The following is a 16,615-nucleotide window of genomic DNA, read 5'->3' on the forward strand; positions in this document are numbered from 1 at the left end:
CCACGACCCTCGGACCGTGATCAGCGCCACCGGCGTCCTGGCACTGTTCAACCAGGCCGGAGTGCTGCAGGTTCCCGACGTGCAACTCGCTCAGGTGATCTGCCGCCTGTGCGCCATCACCGAACCGGAGGTGCAACTGGCCGCAGCGCTGGCTGTCCGCCAACTGCGCCAGGGCTCGGTCTGCGTTGACCTGTCGACCATCCGCGACCGCGTGCTGGCTGAGGTGACCGATGGCGACGGGCAGAGCGACGACACCACGTCGGCGGATCGACTGGCCGCGGTACAGGCCCTGCCGTGGCCCGAGCCAGCCTCATGGGCCGTCTCCATCGCCGGATCGGAGTCAGTGGGTCGCGCCGAGCCGGGGCACGACGACCCCCGCCGTCCGTACTGGCTGGCGGGCACGCTGTTCTACCTGAACCGGTGGTGGACCCACGAGCGCGAGATCGGCCATGCCCTGACGATGCGTCAGTCGGCAGAACCCCCTCGCATCGACGAGGAAGAACTCGAAAGGGCCCTCGACGCGCTCTTCGCCCGTGACCGTCTCCAGCCCGGCGAGGTCGACCTGCAGCGGCTCGCCGCCAGCGTGGCGGCGAGGTCATGGACCTCGGTGATCGCCGGCGGCCCCGGCACGGGCAAGACCACGACGGTGGCCCGGCTGCTGGCGGTCCTGACCAGCCAGACCGAGCGGCACCTCACCGTGGCGCTGGCCGCCCCCAGTGGCAAGGCCGCCGCCCGGCTCGAGCAGTCAGTCAGATCCGAAGCGGCCGGGATTGCCCTGCCCTTGCCCGACATCCCGTCCGGCCAGACGCTGCACTCCCTGCTGGGGGCACGCGGGCTGGGCAATGGCTTCACCCGAGGGCCGGGCAATCCCCTTCCGCACGACGTCGTGGTGCTCGACGAGGCCAGCATGGTCGACACGGCCATGTTCTCGGCCCTGCTCTCGGCCCTGCGTCCGACGGCGCGGCTGGTGGTCGTGGGTGACCCCCACCAGCTCAGCAGCGTGGACGCCGGACGGGTGCTCGCCGACGTCGCCGTGAGCGGGTTGACGACCGCCGCGACCTCGAAGGAGTCGGCGGTGGTGGAACTCCAGCGCAACTGGCGCAACCCCGGAGACATCCACACCCTGGCCCAAGCCATCAAAGCGGGCGATGCCGACGAGGTCGTGAGGCTGTTGCGGTGCTCGGACGAGTCGATCACCTGGGTCGGTGCCGACGGACCAGACCTCACCGATGTGCCCGGGCTGGTCGACGAACTCGTGAGCCAGGGCGAGGCGATGCATGCCGCGGCCCTGGCGGGGGACGCGACGTCCGCGCTCGCCGCCCTCGACGCCCATCGCATCCTTCTCGCCCACCGCGAGGGACGACACGGCGTGGGCGGGTGGACCAGACAGGTGCAGCACCTGCTGCGCCATCGCATCGAGGGCTACGGCGTGGCCGGGGAGTGGTATCCGGGCCGGCCGATCCTGGTGACCGCCAACTCCCGCGACATCGGGGTGTTCAACGGTGACGCAGGAGTGATCGTCGCGCCCCAGTCGACCCCAGGGGCGATCCGTGGTCCGTCGGCCTCCGGTGGGTCCGCGACCGCACGGCATCCCGCCACCCTGCTCGCGCTGCCCACCCCCGAGGGCGCTCGTCTGATCGCACCCTCACTCGTCGACGGACTGGAGACGATGCACGCGCTGACGGTGCACAAGTCGCAGGGGTCACAGTTCGGCTCCGTGACCATGGTGCTGCCACCGGAGACCTCGCCCCTGCTGACCCGGGAACTGCTCTACACGGCAGTCACCAGGGCGATCCATCGGGTGCGTCTGGTCGGGACAGCCGACGCCGTCCGCGCGGCCGTCCTGCGCAACACCGAACGGGTCAGCGGCCTGCGTCTCGAACCACCGCAACAGCCGCGTCCGCAGCACTGACCGACCCTGCGCGCCACGCCTCGATCATCCTGCGTGCGATGGATCCCATCGGTGACAACACCAGGTCCCCGGAGGCGACAGCGTCGTCCATGGAGGCCCGGCTGAACCAGGTGGCCTGGTCGAGCTCGACCCCGTCCACGCGCGGTTCCCCGGGCTCCACCCGGGCGACGCAGCCCAGCATCAATGACCGCGGGAACGGCCAGGGCTGACTGGCCAGGTAGCCGACGTGGGTCACCCGCAGCCTCGCCTCCTCATCGACCTCGCGCACCACCGCCGCCTCCAGGGACTCGCCCGCTTCGACGAAGCCGGCCAACAGCGACATTCGACGCTCGGGCCACCCCACCGCGTGGGCGAGCAGGAGTCGGTCGGCGGGGTCGAGCAGCACCACGATCATGGCTGGGTCGGTGCGGGGGAAGACCTGCGCCCCACAGTCGTTGCACAACCGGACGAATCCGCCCTCGGCCACCGACGTCGTCCCCGAACACTTCTCGCAGCGAGGCTCGCGCCGGTGCCAGCCCAGCACGGCGGCGGCTGTGGCAACCACCTCCTCTTCGAGGTTGTGGAGCGTGCCCTCCCTCAGGGTGTGGATGGAGGAGGTGTCGGCGTCCACCCCGACCTCGACGGCGAACCACTCACGACCTCCACCCACCCCGAGGAAGACGTGTCGTTGGGGGTCGAACTCGCCCGTGGGTCGGCGCTCGAAGCCCCCGCGAAGGGCCCCCGAGGCGTCGATCCCCACCAGTCGCGAGGTCTCCTTCTGCCACAGGCCCACCAGGGCTCCATGGTCGGAGCGCAAGTCTGCTTGCCGGTCGAGCAGGACGCGGGTGCTACGAGGAATGCTGGCCACGCCCCGACCCTATCCGCCCGATCCGGACCCCCCGGCGGGTCCACTCGCCGCGGCCGACACCTCGTGCCCGTCACGAGGTGGTGCTGTCCTGGGAATCACGTCGGGCAGCCGTGATCAGCGACAGGATGCCTGCTTCGTCGAGGTGACGCTGCGACCAGTGCTCTCGTCCACTGCCCACGTAGACGAACCCCGCAGCAACCCGCTCGACGGGCAGCCCGTGGGCGCGAGCCCAAGCGAGCCGGTAGATGGCGAGTTGGTTCTCGTCCGCGGCGCCGCGCCCGGTCTTCCAGTCCACGAGCACAGCATCGGTGTGCTCATCGGTTCCCGGGTAGACGGCGTCGATCTGACCCCGCAGCTGCACGGCTCCGCCCTCTGCGGATCCGTCACCGACGGTGAGGACGAAGGGAACCTCGAGCGCCACGGGCGTGCGCTGCGCCCACGATGATGCCTCGAACGCCCGCTGCAGGGCCGCCAATCTGGCGGTGGTGGCGGGGTCACCGTCGTCGGTTGAGTCCTCGGGTTCAGGTTCGAGCAGCGATTGCTGGCCCAGTCGCGACTCCACCCAGGCGTGGAACTGCGTGCCGAGGCTCGCCGAGCGTGAGGCCGCAGCTGGCATCGGTCGAAGGATCCGCTTGAGGTACTCCGCCGGATCGGCTGCCAGCCGCATCGCCTGGGTGACGGACAGGGAGCCCGGCAGCGTCACCTGGTCACGGTCGGCGAGATCAGCCGCGCGCTCGTCCTCCAGGGCGGCCAGGGTCGCGTCCCACGACGCCAGCAGGTTCGCGTCCTCGGTGGACAGATCGGGCAACGGCGCGTCGGGGTCGGCGATCCTTCGCATCACCCGTTCGGCCGCGTCGATGCGCCGGCCGCGTTGTGCGTCGTCGACCGGAACCGGCCACGCGGTCGTCTCGGCCCCGCCCAGCATCGGGTTGACATCAGCCGTGGGGCCCGCGAGATGGTCGACGCGATCCTGCTCGATCGCCTGCGCGGCGACAGCAGTGAAGTAGCTGCTGGCCTCCTTGGGCTTGGCCTGGGCCGGTCGCCACACATGGCAGGTGGCCACCAGTTCCTCCCTGGCCCGGGTGACCCCCACGTAGGCGAGCCGATCCTCGGCCAGCCGGTTGGAGGCCCGCTGCGCCGCCGCGTAGTCATCGAGTGCCTGCTTGGTGAGGGACTCGGGCAACTGGTCGATCGAGTCGGCGTCACCGCGCAGCACGGCGGGGAGGGCGCTGGCCGTGGTCACCCAGTTGTCCGTGAGCCGGTCGGAGGGGAACGTCTTGTCGACCAACGCCGGCAGGTAGACGACCTCCCACTCCAGACCCTTGGCCCGGTGCACCGTGAGCAGCTTGACCGAGTCCCGGGCACTGGGAGTGGCCTGCTCCAGTCCCACACCGTGGTCGAGTTCCGCCTGGAACCAGGCCAGCAGGCCCGAGAGCGACGAGTCACCGTCGACGTCGACGTAGTCGGCGATGCAGTCGATGAACGCAGCCAGCTGGTCGGAGGCGCCGATGCGTCCACTGGTGTTGAGCTCGATGTCCAGGCCGAGCAGCGTGATCACCCGGCGCACCTGATCCAGCACGGGCTCGCTGGAGTGTCGGCGGAGTCGTGCCATCTCTGCCGCGAAGGCAGAGAACCGTTCCCGGGCCTGGGGCGAGTAGGGTCCCTCCCCCAGGTCGCCGGTGGCATCGAGCAGGCTGACCACATCGGTGGGGTCGGTGTCGGAGACGGCCTCGGCCAATTCGCCGAACAGGTCGGGCACCTCCTGCCCCGCGCCCTCGCGGTGGGTCAACTCACGGGCCCGGGCTCCGAGCAGCGCCAGGTCACGCGCACCGATCCGCCACCGTGGCCCCGTCAGCAGGCGCACGAGTTCGGGGTTCGCCGTGACGTCGTTGACCAGCCTGAGCGTCGCGACCACCTCGGCCACCTCGGGCAGGCCCAGCAGACCACCGAGGCCCACGATCTCGACGGGCACGTCTCGCCCGACCAGGGCCTGGTGCACATCACCCGAGTCGGCGTTCCTCCGCAGCAACACCGCGAAGTCCTTCCAGTCCAGGTCTGGCCGTTCCCGATGCAGCCGGACGATGTCGTCGGCGATGTGGGCAACCTCTTCCGGCCAGGTGTCGAAGCTTGCCACCCGCACCACCCCGCCGGGTCGATCATCGGGCGCGACGAGCGCGCCCGGCGTCTGCGCACCGCTGGGGTCGTGCTTGAGCAGCACCGGGTCGCCCCGCAGTGATCCGGCGATGTCGTTGGCGACCTCGAGGATGTGCGGCCCGGAGCGCCGGTTGACGGTGAGCTGGTAGGCAGCCGCGGGCTGCGAACCCGTGCCGGCCACGCGGGGGAACTCGCGATGGAAGGCGAGGATGTTGCTGGCCGCGGCGCCGCGCCATCCGTAGATGGCCTGGAAGGGGTCTCCCACCGCGGTGACGGGGTGGCCCAGCCCGTTGGCGGGGGTGTCGCCGGAGAAGAGCGCTCGCAGCAGCTGCGCCTGGGCCGACGAGGTGTCCTGGTACTCGTCCAGGAGCACGACCCGGAACTGTTCGCGCAGCACTCGTCCGACGTGGGGCACCTGGTCGGCCAACTGGGCAGCAACCGCCATCTGGTCGGCGAACTCGGTGACCCCCAGGGAGTTCTTGAGGCTTCGGTAGTCGTCGACCAGACCCAGCAGCTCGACCCGTTCCGCGGACGTGGCCGCTGCCTGCTCGATGGCCTTGTAGGGGTTTCCCCTCCAGCGGGGGGCCTCGTCGAGTCGGCGTTCGTGGACGAGGGCGTGCTCCCTGATCTGTTCCGCGGTGACCAGATGGGAGCTCATCATCGCCTCGAGACCGAGTACCCGCTCGGTGAGCGAGTCGGGGCGCAGTCTGGAGGCGTGCTGGAAGGGGCCCGGCGCCCGGTTCACGGCCCGCGAGGCCAACCGGTACCGAGCGGCGCCGGTGATCAGCGCCGAGGCATTCTCGACACCGATCCTGGAGCCGTGCTCGGTGACGAGTCGACCCGCGAACGAGTCATAGGTCATCACCACCTCCTCGCCCTGCTCGTCGACGCCGGCGGTGATCACCCCCGCCTTCAGCAGCGCGGCCCGCACTCGATGCCCCAGTTCGGCGGCGGCCTTGCGGGTGAACGTGAGGCCGAGCACCTGATCGGGACGAACCTGCCCCGTTCCCACGAGCCACACCACCCGCGCGGCCATCACCGTTGTCTTGCCCGACCCTGCCCCGGCGATCACCACGGCCGGCTCCAGGGGGGCGGTGATGGCACGCAGTTGCTGCGCCGAGAAGGGGATGCCCATGGCGTCGACGAGCTCGCCCGGGTCATGGAACGTGCGCATCATCGTCTCCCTGGCTGGATGGTGCCGCGCTCGTTCGTCCAGAGCGGGCACGAGCCCGCGTGGGAACAGAATCGGCACATGTCATTGGCCGTGGCCGGGTACTGCTCGGCTCGGACCGTGGCCGCAGCCCGGGCCAGCTTGTGCCGCACCCAGTTGTCGGCCGATCCGTCGTCGGGGGTGGTGGCCGTCCAGGGATGGTTCTGCAGTGATCCTTGGCGCAGTACGGTCGGACCGCCCGACGAGTCGGCCTTGCGCAGGTAGACCAGTTCGGCCCCGCCCACGTCCCTGTGCTCGGGGACGACCTCAGCAAAGCCCCCCTGCATGGCAGCCAGTTGGTAGACCCCGAGTTGGGCGTGCTCGTCCACCTGCTTCTGGTTGGGCACCATCCGCCCCGTCTTCAGGTCGACCACGTGCAGTCGTCCCTCGGCGTCGAGTTCGAGCCGGTCGACCTTGCCCACCAGTTCGACCCGGTCGAGGCTGTCACCGTCGGGGACGTCAACGACGACACGGAAGGGCACCTCGGTTCCCACCACGGTGCGGGTCGAGCGCGCATCCCAACGCGCGAACCGCTCCAGTGCTTCTTCCGCCACCACCCGTTCCGAGTGGGAGAGCCACGCGGCGTCGAAGGGGATGCGGTCCCACACCTCGTCGAGCCGCTCCATCAGCTCTCCGGCGCCGATCTGGGCGGCCGAGGCGTGTTCAGCCAGCACATGGATCACCGAGCCCAGGCTGGCCGCTGATCCCCGACTGGACTCGGCACGTGCGCGCCTGTCGAGGAACCAGCGCCGGGCGCAGCCGAGCAGGCTCTCGACCTCGGACGGGGTGAGCCGAACGGGGCGGGTCCGGTCGCTGGCCGGCGCGGCGGACTGGGTGTAGTCATGCATCCCCCACCACTGGTCGGGGTGGGCACCGCGGGCGCGGCCGAGTGAGGCGAGCTTGGCAGCGGCGTGCTCGCGCAGCCCCGGGGAGGCATGGGGATCCTCCACCGTGCGCCGCAGCTCGGCCACCAGGGCGGTCATCGTGAGGGGACGTCGAGGGCGGCCCACCACGCGCTGAGGCTCAGCACCCACCAGTTCGGCCAGGAACCGGGACGGCTGGTCCGCCTCACCCTCGACCCCGGTGCTGCAGGTGACCTCGACGCGGGTGCGCGCCCGGCTGACCGCCAACAGGAACAGTCGGCGTTCGTTGTTGACCCGCACCGAGAAGGGCTCGAGCCCGGTGACGCCGTGTTCGGTCAACTGGTTGGCGTCGAGGATCGTGCCCACCCGCCTGGTCGTCGGCCACTGGCCCTCCTGCACGCCCGCGACGACGACCACGTCGAAGCTCTCGCCCTTGACGCGATGGGCCGTGGTGAGCAGAACCCCCCGCGCTCGGGGCCCGGTCTCGCGGGCATGGTCTGCGGGGATGTCGTGGGCATCGATCTCGGCCACCAACGCACGCACCGCCCGTGCACCCACGAGGGAGGAATCACGGTTCGCGACATCGAACAAGGCCATCACGGCGTCGAGGTCGCGGTGAGCGGTGGCCGACCCGTCATCCTCGGCCAAGGCCTGACGCTCCAGTGCGGTGGGCCACCCAGTTCCTTCCCAGAGCGCCCACAGGGCCGCGGCGGAGCTCTCGTCGCGTCGCACGACCTCCGCCACGGACCGAAGCAGACGACCCAGCCTGCGCGCCGCGTCGACCTCCGGCGATGGACCCACGTGCGGGAGTTCGTCCGGGTGACTGACCAGAGCCGCGCGCCAGGCCTGCGACGACAACACGTCCACGTGCATGTCGTCCGCCTGGCTGCGCAGTTGACGACCCAGTCGCCGCAGGGCGAGTCCGTCGAGCCCACCCAGGGGTGACCTGAGCAGGGCGTCGACAACATCGGGGGCCAGATCCGGGCCGGCAGCCGCCTCCTGCTCGGCGCCGCCGCCACTGGCCGAGCAGAGCGCCAAGGCAGCCTCCAGTCCGTGCTGGAGGGCGCGCACAGCGGCGGACTCGTGCAGCGGCATGTCATCGGCGCCGAGTCGTACCGGCACCCCCTGCACCGCCAACGTGCGCGCCAGCAGCGGCAGCAGGCCTCGCCCGCTGCGGGTGATCACTGCCATCCCCTCCCACGGCACGCCGTCCTCGAGTCGGGCCCGGCGCAGGGTGTGGGCGATGTGCTCGGCCTCTGCGCCCAAGGAGTCGAAGACGCGGGCACGGACAGTTCCGGGGCGGACCGCAGTGGGTGGTTCGGCGGCCCGGGATGCGGGACGAAACGCCACCGGGCGTGGCAGCCTGGCCTCGATCCGGGTCACCGCGGCGGCAACCTCCGGCGCATTGCGGTGGTTGTGTTCAAGGATGAGGGTCGCCACCTGCCTGCCCGCTGCGCCGAACAGTTGCTCGAAGTCGGCCAGGACGCGGGCGTCCGCACCCCGGAACCCGAAGACGCTGGTGCCGGGGTCACCTGTGGCGAGGATCGGGATGGCGGCTCCGACCACCTCGACCAGCAGGGCAACTTGGGCTGGGTCGTGCTCGCCGAGGTCGTCGACCCAGACCCGGGAGATCGGGCGCCTGACCGCCGCCAGCGTGTCGTCGTCGAGCAAGGCCAGGCGAGCCCGGTGGACGATCTCGGCGTAGTCGAGCACCTGCTCGGAGTCGAGCACGTCGAGGTACTCCTCGAAGAACTCGGCCAGTGCCACCCACTCGGGACGATCGGTCTCGCGACCGAGTGCTGCCACCCGCTCGGGATCCAGTCCGAGTTGACGGACGCGTGAGATCGCCTGCCTCACCTCCCGGGCAAAGGCCAGGGTCCTGGATGCGTGGCGCAGGTGGGACGGCCAACCGGTGACATCGTGGCGGAGCAACAGCTCCCGGATGCGGAACTCGGCCTCGGGGGCCGTCAACAGACGTGCCCGCCCGCCCTCTCCGGACGGGTCGTCGTGACGCGACTCGGCCAGGTCTCGGATCGAGTGGGCCAGGGCGTGGACGGTCATCACCCGGGGGCGCAGGTGCGAACCCCCAAGGGTTCGGGCGATGGTGGCCCTCAGGGCCTGCGCCGCAGGGCGCGTCGGGGCGAGCACCAGACACTGTTCCAACGCCACACCCGACAGGACCGAGCGGCGCACCGACTCGACGACCAGGCTCGACTTCCCGGTGCCCGGGCCTCCGAGCACCAGAAGCGAGTCGGTGGTGGCGGCAGCCGAGAGGGCTGCGACCTGGGTGGGATCGGGCACCAGGGGCGCCGGCGCCTGCGGCAGGACCACCCTTCGCGGCCTCGTCGACGCCTGCCTGGTGCCGTCGCCACCGGCGACTGGGACGGCTGAGGGGGGCGTCGTTGGGGTCACAGGGACATCCAATCAGCCCGATCTGACAAATTCGTGGCCCTCCGGTGTGGGGGTTGGCCTCAGATTGTGCAAGAGTGGTCACACTGCAGCCAACGGAAAGACCGATGGCAGCAGGGGGCGGTAATGCATCCACCCCGATCGGTGCACGAGGAGATTTACATGGCACAGGGAACCGTCAAGTGGTTCGATGCCGGCAAGGGCTACGGTTTCATTGCGATCGATGGCGGAGGCGAGGACGTTTTCGTTCACTACTCTTCGATCGAGACCAAGGGATTCAAGACTCTCGAAGAAGGTCAGGCCGTCGAGTTCGAGGTGACGCAGGGCCAGAAGGGCCAGCAGGCTGAGAACGTTCGCGTGATCGGCTGATCACCCGTCTGGACTCCAGACTTCCCAACGGGGCCCGTCCACACGGACGGGCCCCGTTGTCTGTTCCCCCATCCCGTCGGGCCCCGTGCTGAGGCACCGAGGCCGCACCGCCGGCAGGGAGCCTGACCGCGTCACCCCACGACGGCTACGCTGCGGGAATGCCCGCCGAATCAGAGGGGCTGCGCACCGAGGTCGACGGCCACGTGCTCACCCTCACCAATCTCGACAAGGTCCTGTTCCCCGACGGCACCACCAAGGCCGAGCTGATCGACTACCACGTCGCTATCGCGCCGACGTTGCTGCCGCACCTGGCTGGGCGATGCATCACCCGGCTGCGTTTCCCCAACGGTGCCGATGCCGAGTCGTTCTACGAGAAGAACGCCCCGGCCGGCACCCCGGAGTGGGTGCACATCCAGCAGGTGCTGGCTGCCGGTTCACGGATCGACTACGTGGTCGCCGACGACGCCGCGACCTTGGTCTGGCTGGCCAACCTCGCGGCCATCGAACTGCACACCCCGCAGTGGCGGCTCGGCGACTCCCCCACCGGTGCGGGTGAACCGATCGGCTTCGACGGCGAGAACTCCGTACGGGCCACCACCCTGGTCGTCGACCTCGACCCGGGACCGGGCATCAGCGCACACCAGTTGGCGGCTGCGGCGATGATGGCGGCCACCGAACTCGCCGGGGAGGGGTTGGTTCCCTTCGTGAAGACCACCGGCTCGAAGGGCCTGCAGGTGATGGCGCCCATCGAACCGTCGGCCTGGCGGGAGGTGGTCGACCAGGTTCGGATCCTGGGTCTGCGCCTGGCCCGCGCCCGCCCCGACCTGTTCGTGATCACCATGAACAAGGCGGCCAGACCCGAGCGCATCTACGTCGACCACCTGCAGAACCGGGCCGACCGCAACACCATCAGCGTGTACTCGGCCCGCGGACGCGCCGAACCACGCGTGTCGACACCCCTGACCTGGGACGAGGTGGCGGCAGTCGGTCCCGGCGATGAGTTGCACTTCACGATCCGGGACGTCCCCGAGCGGGTGGCCACGCTGGGTGACGTGTGGGAACATCTGCTCGACCCCGAGGTCGCCGCACCGCTGCCCCGGTTCGTCGCACCCGAGCAGTGAAAGTCGGCCACCCCGGGGCCAGCGCGCCGGACGCCGTCGGACCCCGTTCGTGATGGACTGTGCCTCGTCCATCGCCCCTCGACTAATGGAGAGCAGACGATGTTCGACCAGTCCCCACCGCCAGAACACCAGGCCGACGAACCGACCCGGGTGTTGCAGCGTCCCCAGGAGGCGCCCGAGCGCACCCGACACGCCGAGGCCCCGGCCGCATGGGTCGGTGTCGCCACGGAGATCGGACGACGGCACCGCACCAACCAGGATGCCTACTCCGCCGGCGTGAGCGGTGACTGGGCTGCGCTGGTGGTCTGCGACGGTGTCTCGAGCTCCATCGGCGCTGAACGGGCCTCCCAGGTCGCGGCGACCACGGTCCGCAATGCCCTGCTCGACGCGGTCGGGCCCGACGCGGACCGGGACTGGGACGCCACCTTCGGTTCGGCCTACCAGGCGGCCCAGCGCGCGGTGCTGGCGCTGGGCGAGGACGGCTCACCCGTCGGCTCGTGCACCCTGGTCGCTGCCCTGGTGCACGGGCGTGAGATCCATCTCGGGAACATCGGCGACACCCGCGCCTACTGGGTGCCCGACGCCCCCACCCCGGGTGCGCCGGCACCTGCGACCGTGCAGTTGAGCGTGGACGACTCCTTGGCCCAGGCCCAGATCGAGCTGGGCTACAGCCGTGAGCAGGCCGAGTCGAGCCGCCAGGCCCACGCCATCACCCGCTGGATCGGACCCGACGCCCCGGAACTCAACCCGCGCATGAGGCACTTCCGCGCCGAGGCGCCGGGCATCCTGGTCGTCTGCTCGGACGGGCTGTGGAACTACGCCTCGGCGCCCGAGGCGATGGGTGACCTCGTCGGCCGGACCCTTGCCGAGGTCGGCGGCGGCCGAGTGGCCGCGGGGGCCAGCACGGACCTGCGCGACGTGGCCAGGACCCTCACCGAGTGGGCTTGTCAGCAAGGTGGACGGGACAACATCACCGTCGCCCTGGCTCACGTGGACTGACGGACATCAGGCGGCTCCGCCTTCGGCGCAACCGACCCCACGCGCTCCGATCCAACCCGACACACCGCTACGGTGGGTCCCGTGGAGATCAAGATCGGTATCAAGCACGTGTCCCGCGAGATTCAGCTCGAGTCGAAGTCGACGGCCGACGAGGTGCTGAAGGCGCTCTCCGACGCGCGCGACAACAACGGCCTGTTCACCCTCACCGACGACCGGGGCCGCACCATCGCCGTCCCGGCCGAGCAGGTGGGATACCTCGACCTCGGGATCGAGCAGTCTCGTCAGGTGGGTTTCGGCTCGGTCTGAACCGCCCGGCTCAGGGCTGGAGCCCCAGCTCCTCGAGGCGCGCCGCCGAGAGTTCGACGAGTCGTCCGACCAACTGACTGGTGGCTGCCACCTCGGCGGAGGACCCCGCCGGTTGTCCCGTGAGCAGGGCCGCGAGGGCCGATGCCCGGCCCGCCACGCGCTGGGTCTGGGCGCTGGCCTCACCGAGCATCCTGCGCGCGAACAGCGCCAACCGGCCGGCCACCTCGGGGTCTTCCTCGAGTACCCCTGACAGCTGATCTCGCGCCCAGCGTCCGGCCTCGGCATGGGCGACCCCCACGGCCCTCAGGTCGAGCCCGTCGATGGCCGAGCCATCCAGCAGGTCGAGCAGGTCAGTGGCCATGCCGGACGTGAGCACCGTCTTCACCAGCGCCTGTGGCCAGATGGATGTCGGCGTGTACTGGTGGAAGTTCTTCAGCGCCTCCGCCACCGTGCCGGCCAGCGGGGCCTGCTCGATGGACTCCAGCAGCCGGTCGACCGGTGCGAACTGCAGCAGCCCCAGGCGCGTCAACTGGGTACGGGACGACAGGTCTGGCGCGAGCCGCGCATCGGCGATGATCGTCTCGAAGGCATCCAGCTGGCCCAGCACGACAAGGGTCCGCAGGCTCGCCCGGCCGTCGTCGTCCTGGTTGGCCTCACCGGTCTGGGCTGTGGTGGTCTGGCTGCTGCTCACGCACCCACGGTAGCCATCACCACGCCCACAGCCCGTGAGGTCGGCGAACGTGTCGTGGGCGGGGTAGACTGAACAAGGTTGGGCAATCGTGTCCGACCCTGCAGCGTGCGCTGCGGAGCCATGGGAACACCACTGGGTGGACACCATGGTCTCCGCGCCCTCGTCCCCCCGGTGCCAGCGGCACCTCCGATCCGGATGAGCCCTGCAGCCCGATCGGCGCCTCCCGCGCCGCACAACGAAGGCACCACCCTGACTCTTCACATCGACGACAACGTCACCGACGAGAACCCCACCCCCGAGATCGAGCAGACCTTCGCCGACCTCGGCGTGCTGCCGGCCATCGAACAGTCCCTCGCCCAGGTGGGCATCACCCACCCGTTCGCCATTCAGCGCCTCGCGCTGCCCTTGGCGCTCGAGGGCGTGGACCTGATCGGTCAGGCCCGCACCGGAACCGGCAAGACCCTCGCCTTCGGCATCGCTGTTCTGCAGCGCGTCCTCATCGAGGGTGACGAGTTCTTCGACGAACTCGAGCACCCCGGCAAGCCGCAGGCCCTGGTGGTCACCCCCACCCGTGAGCTGACCGTCCAGGTGGCCCGCGACCTCGAGACGGGATCGACGATCCGCAAGGCCCGCGTCCTGACGGTCTACGGAGGCGTGGGCTACGAGCCTCAACTGGAGGCCCTCGAGCGCGGTGTCGACGTGGTCGTCGGCACCCCGGGCCGCCTCATCGACCTGGCCAACCGTGGCAAGCTCGACCTCTCGCACGTGCGCGTCGCGGTGCTGGACGAAGCCGACGAGATGCTCGACCTCGGCTTCCTGCCCGACGTCGAGCGACTGCTGGGCATGACCCCCAAGTCGCGCCAGACCATGTTGTTCTCGGCCACCATGCCCTCGGCGATCGTCTCGCTGGCTCGTACCTGGTTGCAGCGTCCCGTGAACGTGCGCGCCGAGGGACACGACGCCCAGGCCACGGTGCCCGACACCACCCAGTTCGTCTACCAGGCGCACGACCTCGACAAGCCCGAGGTGATCGGACGCATCCTGCAGTCGACCGGGGTCGAGAAGGTGATGATCTTCTGCCGCACCAAGCGTGCTGCGCAGCGGCTCACCGACGAATTGGTCGACCGGGGCTTCCCGGCTGCGCCCATCCACGGTGACCTCAACCAAGCCGCCCGCGAACGTGCCCTCAAGCGTTTCCGCGACGGAGCGGTGAGCGTCCTGGTCGCCACCGACGTCGCCGCCCGCGGTATCGACGTCACCGGAGTCAGCCACGTCATCAACAACGAGTGCCCCGACGACGACAAGACCTACGTGCACCGCATCGGCCGCACGGGTCGAGCCGGGAACAAGGGCGTGGCGGTGACCTTGGTCGACTGGGCCGACGTCACGCGCTGGAAGACGATCAACAAGTCGCTCTCCCTCGACTTCCCCGAGCCCGTCGAGACCTACTCGTCCAGCCCCCACCTGTTCACCGACCTGGACATCCCCGCCGGCACCAAGGGACGACTCATCCCGGCCAAGCCGCGTGAGGACCGTCCGGACCGTGACCGCGGCGGCCGCCATGATCGTCGCGGACGGGGCGAGCGCGGCTCCGAGAGCCAGCCCCGCCGCGAACGCCAGCCGAGGGAACGCCGCCGCAGCCGCAACGGCGAGACGGTCACCCCGGGGGGCGAGCAGGTGAGCGCCACGAACGTGTCAGAGTCCGAGAAGCCCGAGGGTGGCGCCCCGCGTCGCCGTCGCCGCCGTTCGCGCGGCGGTGCCGGGCCCAACTCGACTCCGGCCCAAGGTTCGACCCCCCAGAGTTCGACCCCCCAGCCTTCGACCACCCAGGGTCCGAACGACTGACGCCGATGACCGAGGACCTGGTCGAGCGGGTGCTCCGTGCCGTCGACCTGGTCCCCGCGGGCCGGGTTGTCAGCTACGGTGACATCGCCGCGCTGGTCGGCACCGGTCCGCGCAGGGTCGGCGCCATCATGAGCGCGTGGGGTTCGTCCGTGACGTGGTGGCGCGTCACCAGCGCCTCCGGTGACCTGCCACCCGACCTCGCGGTCGAGGCGAGCGCGCACTGGCGTGACGAGGGCATCACGATCAAGCCGAGCGGACGAGGTTGCCGGATCGGTGCCCACCGCGCCGATCTCGCACGGTGGGCTGACGCCTACGACGCCTCCTTCGGTGCCTCAGCTGGCGCCGAACTCCTCGAGCGAGATCACCGGACGGACCAGTCGCTCGACCGCGCCTGACGAGAAGGCCCGCTGCAGCACCCCTTTGGCGAGGACGTTGCCGAGTGCTCCCATGATCATGGCCGGGTCCAGCGACAGGTGCCGATGGGCGACGGTGCCCGAGCCGACCGCAACCGCGTCGTGGAAGCCGCCCGGCCCGTAGCATTCGAAGTTGGCCTCCAGTGCCTGCAGGGTAGCGATCGCCCCGGCCCGGTCATGCATCATCGCGAGGAACGCCGCGTGGGGCGTGACGACACCGTTGCCGTAGTGGGGGTCGGGATCGGTGGGTGTGCGGTCGGTGTGTTCCACATCGCTGAAGTAGCCGTCGGGCTTGAGCCCCAACGCGTCCACCCCCCATTCGGAGTACCCCCCGAAGGGGTTGCTGGCGGGCGAGAACCCCCAGTACCCGTACTCCTTCAGGCCATGGTCTCGTTGCACGGCCACGTGGTTGGCATGATTGCGCCCCCACGACAATGGAGCCCAGGTCTCCTCGGGCACGAAGACATTGGGCATGAGTTCCTCGAACATCGACCCACCCCAGCCGGGCACGGTGCGCCGTCCGAGGTAGTCGTGGGCACCCTCGAAGACGTCGACACCCAGATAGCTGCGCCACTGACCCACCGGGGTCATCTCGGGCCAGGTCCAGTCCGGGGGGAACGTTCGCCAGGCCTGGAAATACGCGGTGGCGGGGATCTGCTTCTTGGCGATGCCCAGATAGGTCGTGATGCGGGTCTCGGAGACGATGGTGTCGTAGTGGTGGTCGGCGGTGTACCAGACCGGGGTTCCCGCACCGATCAGGTCACGTGCCTCGGTCCGCGGAGGATGGGCCAGTCGGGTCGGCTCCTGCAGGTAGAAGCCGCCGTAGTTGAGGTAGGGCTTCCAGAAGGTGGGGTCGGAGAAGACGTCGAAGCGCATGCGGTCGAACATCTTCCCTGCCAGGGTGGCGTTGGCCTGGTCGGCATTCCGGACGACCAGCAGCGCCGCCCCCAGCCACGCGGCGTCAACGGACGACACGAACGGTTCGACGGGGTCCCCGCTGCCCGGCCACGCGGTCACGACGGATCCGTCGCGGGGGTCGTACCAGTTGAAGTACATGCCCGAGGCGGTGTGGTGCTCCATCCGCGACAGCGTGTCGAGCGTCTGGCGGACACGCCGACTGGCCTCGCCGGGGGTGATGATGCCGAGTTCGCGGGCGACGACGGCTGACCACAGGTAGCCGCCGATGTTGGTCGGCGACGTCACGGTGGCGGGTTCGGTCAGGTCGGCCTGGATCAGGTCTGTCACCAGGCCGGTGCGCGGATCGGCCATGGACGCGAGGCCATGCCAGGTGTCCCTGCCCCAGCGCATCAGCAGTTTTCGCTCCTGCTGGCTCTGGTTCGGGGCTGCGTGCGCAGGGGTCGGAGCCTTGGCGCCGAGGGCGCCGATGCCCACACCGACACCTCCTGCGAGCAGCGCCCTGCGGCCGAGTGCGGTGGGGGTGTGCTGGAACTGCTGTGACATCTGGTCCTCCGAAGT

The 16,615-nt window shown here is 70.0% G+C and carries 12 protein-coding genes; 7 read left to right on the forward strand and 5 right to left on the reverse strand.

Features of this window, described 5'->3' with window-relative positions; translation table 11 throughout:
- Positions 1-16 precede the first annotated feature (16 nt).
- Positions 17-1,912 (forward strand): exodeoxyribonuclease V subunit alpha, encoded by a 1,896-nt coding sequence (gene recD, locus QQZ11_RS12455; protein ID WP_284550638.1) that lies wholly within the window; start codon positions 17-19, stop codon positions 1,910-1,912.
- Here recD and nudC read toward each other — a convergent pair.
- From nudC to QQZ11_RS12470, 3 genes are all read right to left on the reverse strand, one after another.
- On the reverse strand, positions 1,863-2,759 hold the full coding sequence (nudC, locus tag QQZ11_RS12460) for an NAD(+) diphosphatase (protein ID WP_284550639.1): 897 nt from the start codon (positions 2,757-2,759) through the stop codon (positions 1,863-1,865). The genes recD and nudC overlap by 50 nt on opposite strands.
- 70 nt (positions 2,760-2,829) lie before the next feature.
- Complete coding sequence (locus QQZ11_RS12465) at positions 2,830-6,087, reverse strand: ATP-dependent DNA helicase (protein ID WP_284550640.1); 3,258 nt, start codon at positions 6,085-6,087, stop codon at positions 2,830-2,832.
- Positions 6,087-9,287 (reverse strand): ATP-dependent helicase, encoded by a 3,201-nt coding sequence (locus QQZ11_RS12470; RefSeq protein ID WP_284550641.1) that lies wholly within the window; start codon positions 9,285-9,287, stop codon positions 6,087-6,089. Before QQZ11_RS12470 ends, QQZ11_RS12465 begins: the two co-directional genes overlap by 1 nt.
- 270 nt (positions 9,288-9,557) lie before the next feature.
- Here QQZ11_RS12470 and QQZ11_RS12475 point away from each other — a divergent pair, with 270 nt between their 5' ends.
- The 4 genes from QQZ11_RS12475 to QQZ11_RS12490 all read left to right on the forward strand — a co-directional run bounded on the left by QQZ11_RS12475 (position 9,558) and on the right by QQZ11_RS12490 (position 12,190).
- Positions 9,558-9,764: a cold-shock protein gene (locus tag QQZ11_RS12475; RefSeq protein WP_022910439.1), complete on the forward strand. Its 207-nt coding sequence runs from the start codon at positions 9,558-9,560 to the stop codon at positions 9,762-9,764.
- 158 nt (positions 9,765-9,922) lie between these two features.
- Positions 9,923-10,885 carry a non-homologous end-joining DNA ligase gene (gene ligD, locus QQZ11_RS12480; protein ID WP_022910440.1) on the forward strand — a complete coding sequence of 321 codons (963 nt, stop codon included), beginning with the start codon at positions 9,923-9,925 and terminating at the stop codon, positions 10,883-10,885.
- A 99-nt stretch (positions 10,886-10,984) separates the two neighbouring features.
- Positions 10,985-11,884 carry a PP2C family protein-serine/threonine phosphatase gene (locus QQZ11_RS12485; RefSeq protein WP_284550642.1) on the forward strand — a complete coding sequence of 300 codons (900 nt, stop codon included), beginning with the start codon at positions 10,985-10,987 and terminating at the stop codon, positions 11,882-11,884.
- Between the two features lie 81 nt (positions 11,885-11,965).
- The gene (locus QQZ11_RS12490; RefSeq protein ID WP_022910442.1) at positions 11,966-12,190 is read left to right on the forward strand and encodes a DUF3107 domain-containing protein; all 225 of its coding nucleotides are present in this window, start codon (positions 11,966-11,968) and stop codon (positions 12,188-12,190) included.
- A gap of 10 nt (positions 12,191-12,200) precedes the next feature.
- Here the strand turns inward: QQZ11_RS12490 and QQZ11_RS12495 are convergent, their stop codons facing one another.
- Positions 12,201-12,881, reverse strand: a complete 681-nt coding sequence (locus QQZ11_RS12495; protein ID WP_284550643.1) for a ferritin-like fold-containing protein — start codon at positions 12,879-12,881, stop codon at positions 12,201-12,203.
- A 195-nt stretch (positions 12,882-13,076) separates the two neighbouring features.
- On the opposite strand from QQZ11_RS12495, the gene QQZ11_RS12500 reads away from it, so the two are divergent.
- Together QQZ11_RS12500 and QQZ11_RS12505 are read left to right on the forward strand one after the other, a co-directional pair.
- On the forward strand, positions 13,077-14,726 hold the full coding sequence (locus QQZ11_RS12500) for a DEAD/DEAH box helicase (RefSeq protein ID WP_284550644.1): 1,650 nt from the start codon (positions 13,077-13,079) through the stop codon (positions 14,724-14,726).
- Positions 14,727-14,731: 5 nt separating this feature from the next.
- Positions 14,732-15,121, forward strand: coding sequence for an MGMT family protein (locus QQZ11_RS12505; protein WP_284550645.1), 390 nt, complete (start codon positions 14,732-14,734; stop codon positions 15,119-15,121).
- Here QQZ11_RS12505 and QQZ11_RS12510 read toward each other — a convergent pair.
- The gene (locus QQZ11_RS12510) at positions 15,059-16,600 is read right to left on the reverse strand and encodes a glucoamylase family protein (protein WP_284550646.1); all 1,542 of its coding nucleotides are present in this window, start codon (positions 16,598-16,600) and stop codon (positions 15,059-15,061) included. The two genes, QQZ11_RS12505 and QQZ11_RS12510, sit on opposite strands and share 63 nt — an antisense overlap.
- Positions 16,601-16,615 lie beyond the last annotated feature (15 nt).

It is taken from the genome of Aestuariimicrobium sp. T2.26MG-19.2B, assembly GCF_950101875.1.
GTDB classification, from domain to species: domain Bacteria; phylum Actinomycetota; class Actinomycetes; order Propionibacteriales; family Propionibacteriaceae; genus Aestuariimicrobium; species Aestuariimicrobium kwangyangense.

What these genes read in the sequence shown, in the direction of transcription:
- QQZ11_RS12475 (WP_022910439.1), top strand. Translation starts at nt 9,558, where the DNA reads ATGGCACAGGGAACCGTCAAGTGGTTCGATGCCGGCAAGGGCTACGGT.
- QQZ11_RS12485 (WP_284550642.1), top strand. Translation starts at nt 10,985, where the DNA reads ATGTTCGACCAGTCCCCACCGCCAGAACACCAGGCCGACGAACCGACC.
- QQZ11_RS12510 (WP_284550646.1), bottom strand. Translation starts at nt 16,600, where the DNA reads ATGTCACAGCAGTTCCAGCACACCCCCACCGCACTCGGCCGCAGGGCG.
- ligD (WP_022910440.1), top strand. Translation starts at nt 9,923, where the DNA reads ATGCCCGCCGAATCAGAGGGGCTGCGCACCGAGGTCGACGGCCACGTG.
- QQZ11_RS12465 (WP_284550640.1), bottom strand. Translation starts at nt 6,087, where the DNA reads ATGCGCACGTTCCATGACCCGGGCGAGCTCGTCGACGCCATGGGCATC.
- QQZ11_RS12505 (WP_284550645.1), top strand. Translation starts at nt 14,732, where the DNA reads ATGACCGAGGACCTGGTCGAGCGGGTGCTCCGTGCCGTCGACCTGGTC.
- QQZ11_RS12500 (WP_284550644.1), top strand. Translation starts at nt 13,077, where the DNA reads ATGAGCCCTGCAGCCCGATCGGCGCCTCCCGCGCCGCACAACGAAGGC.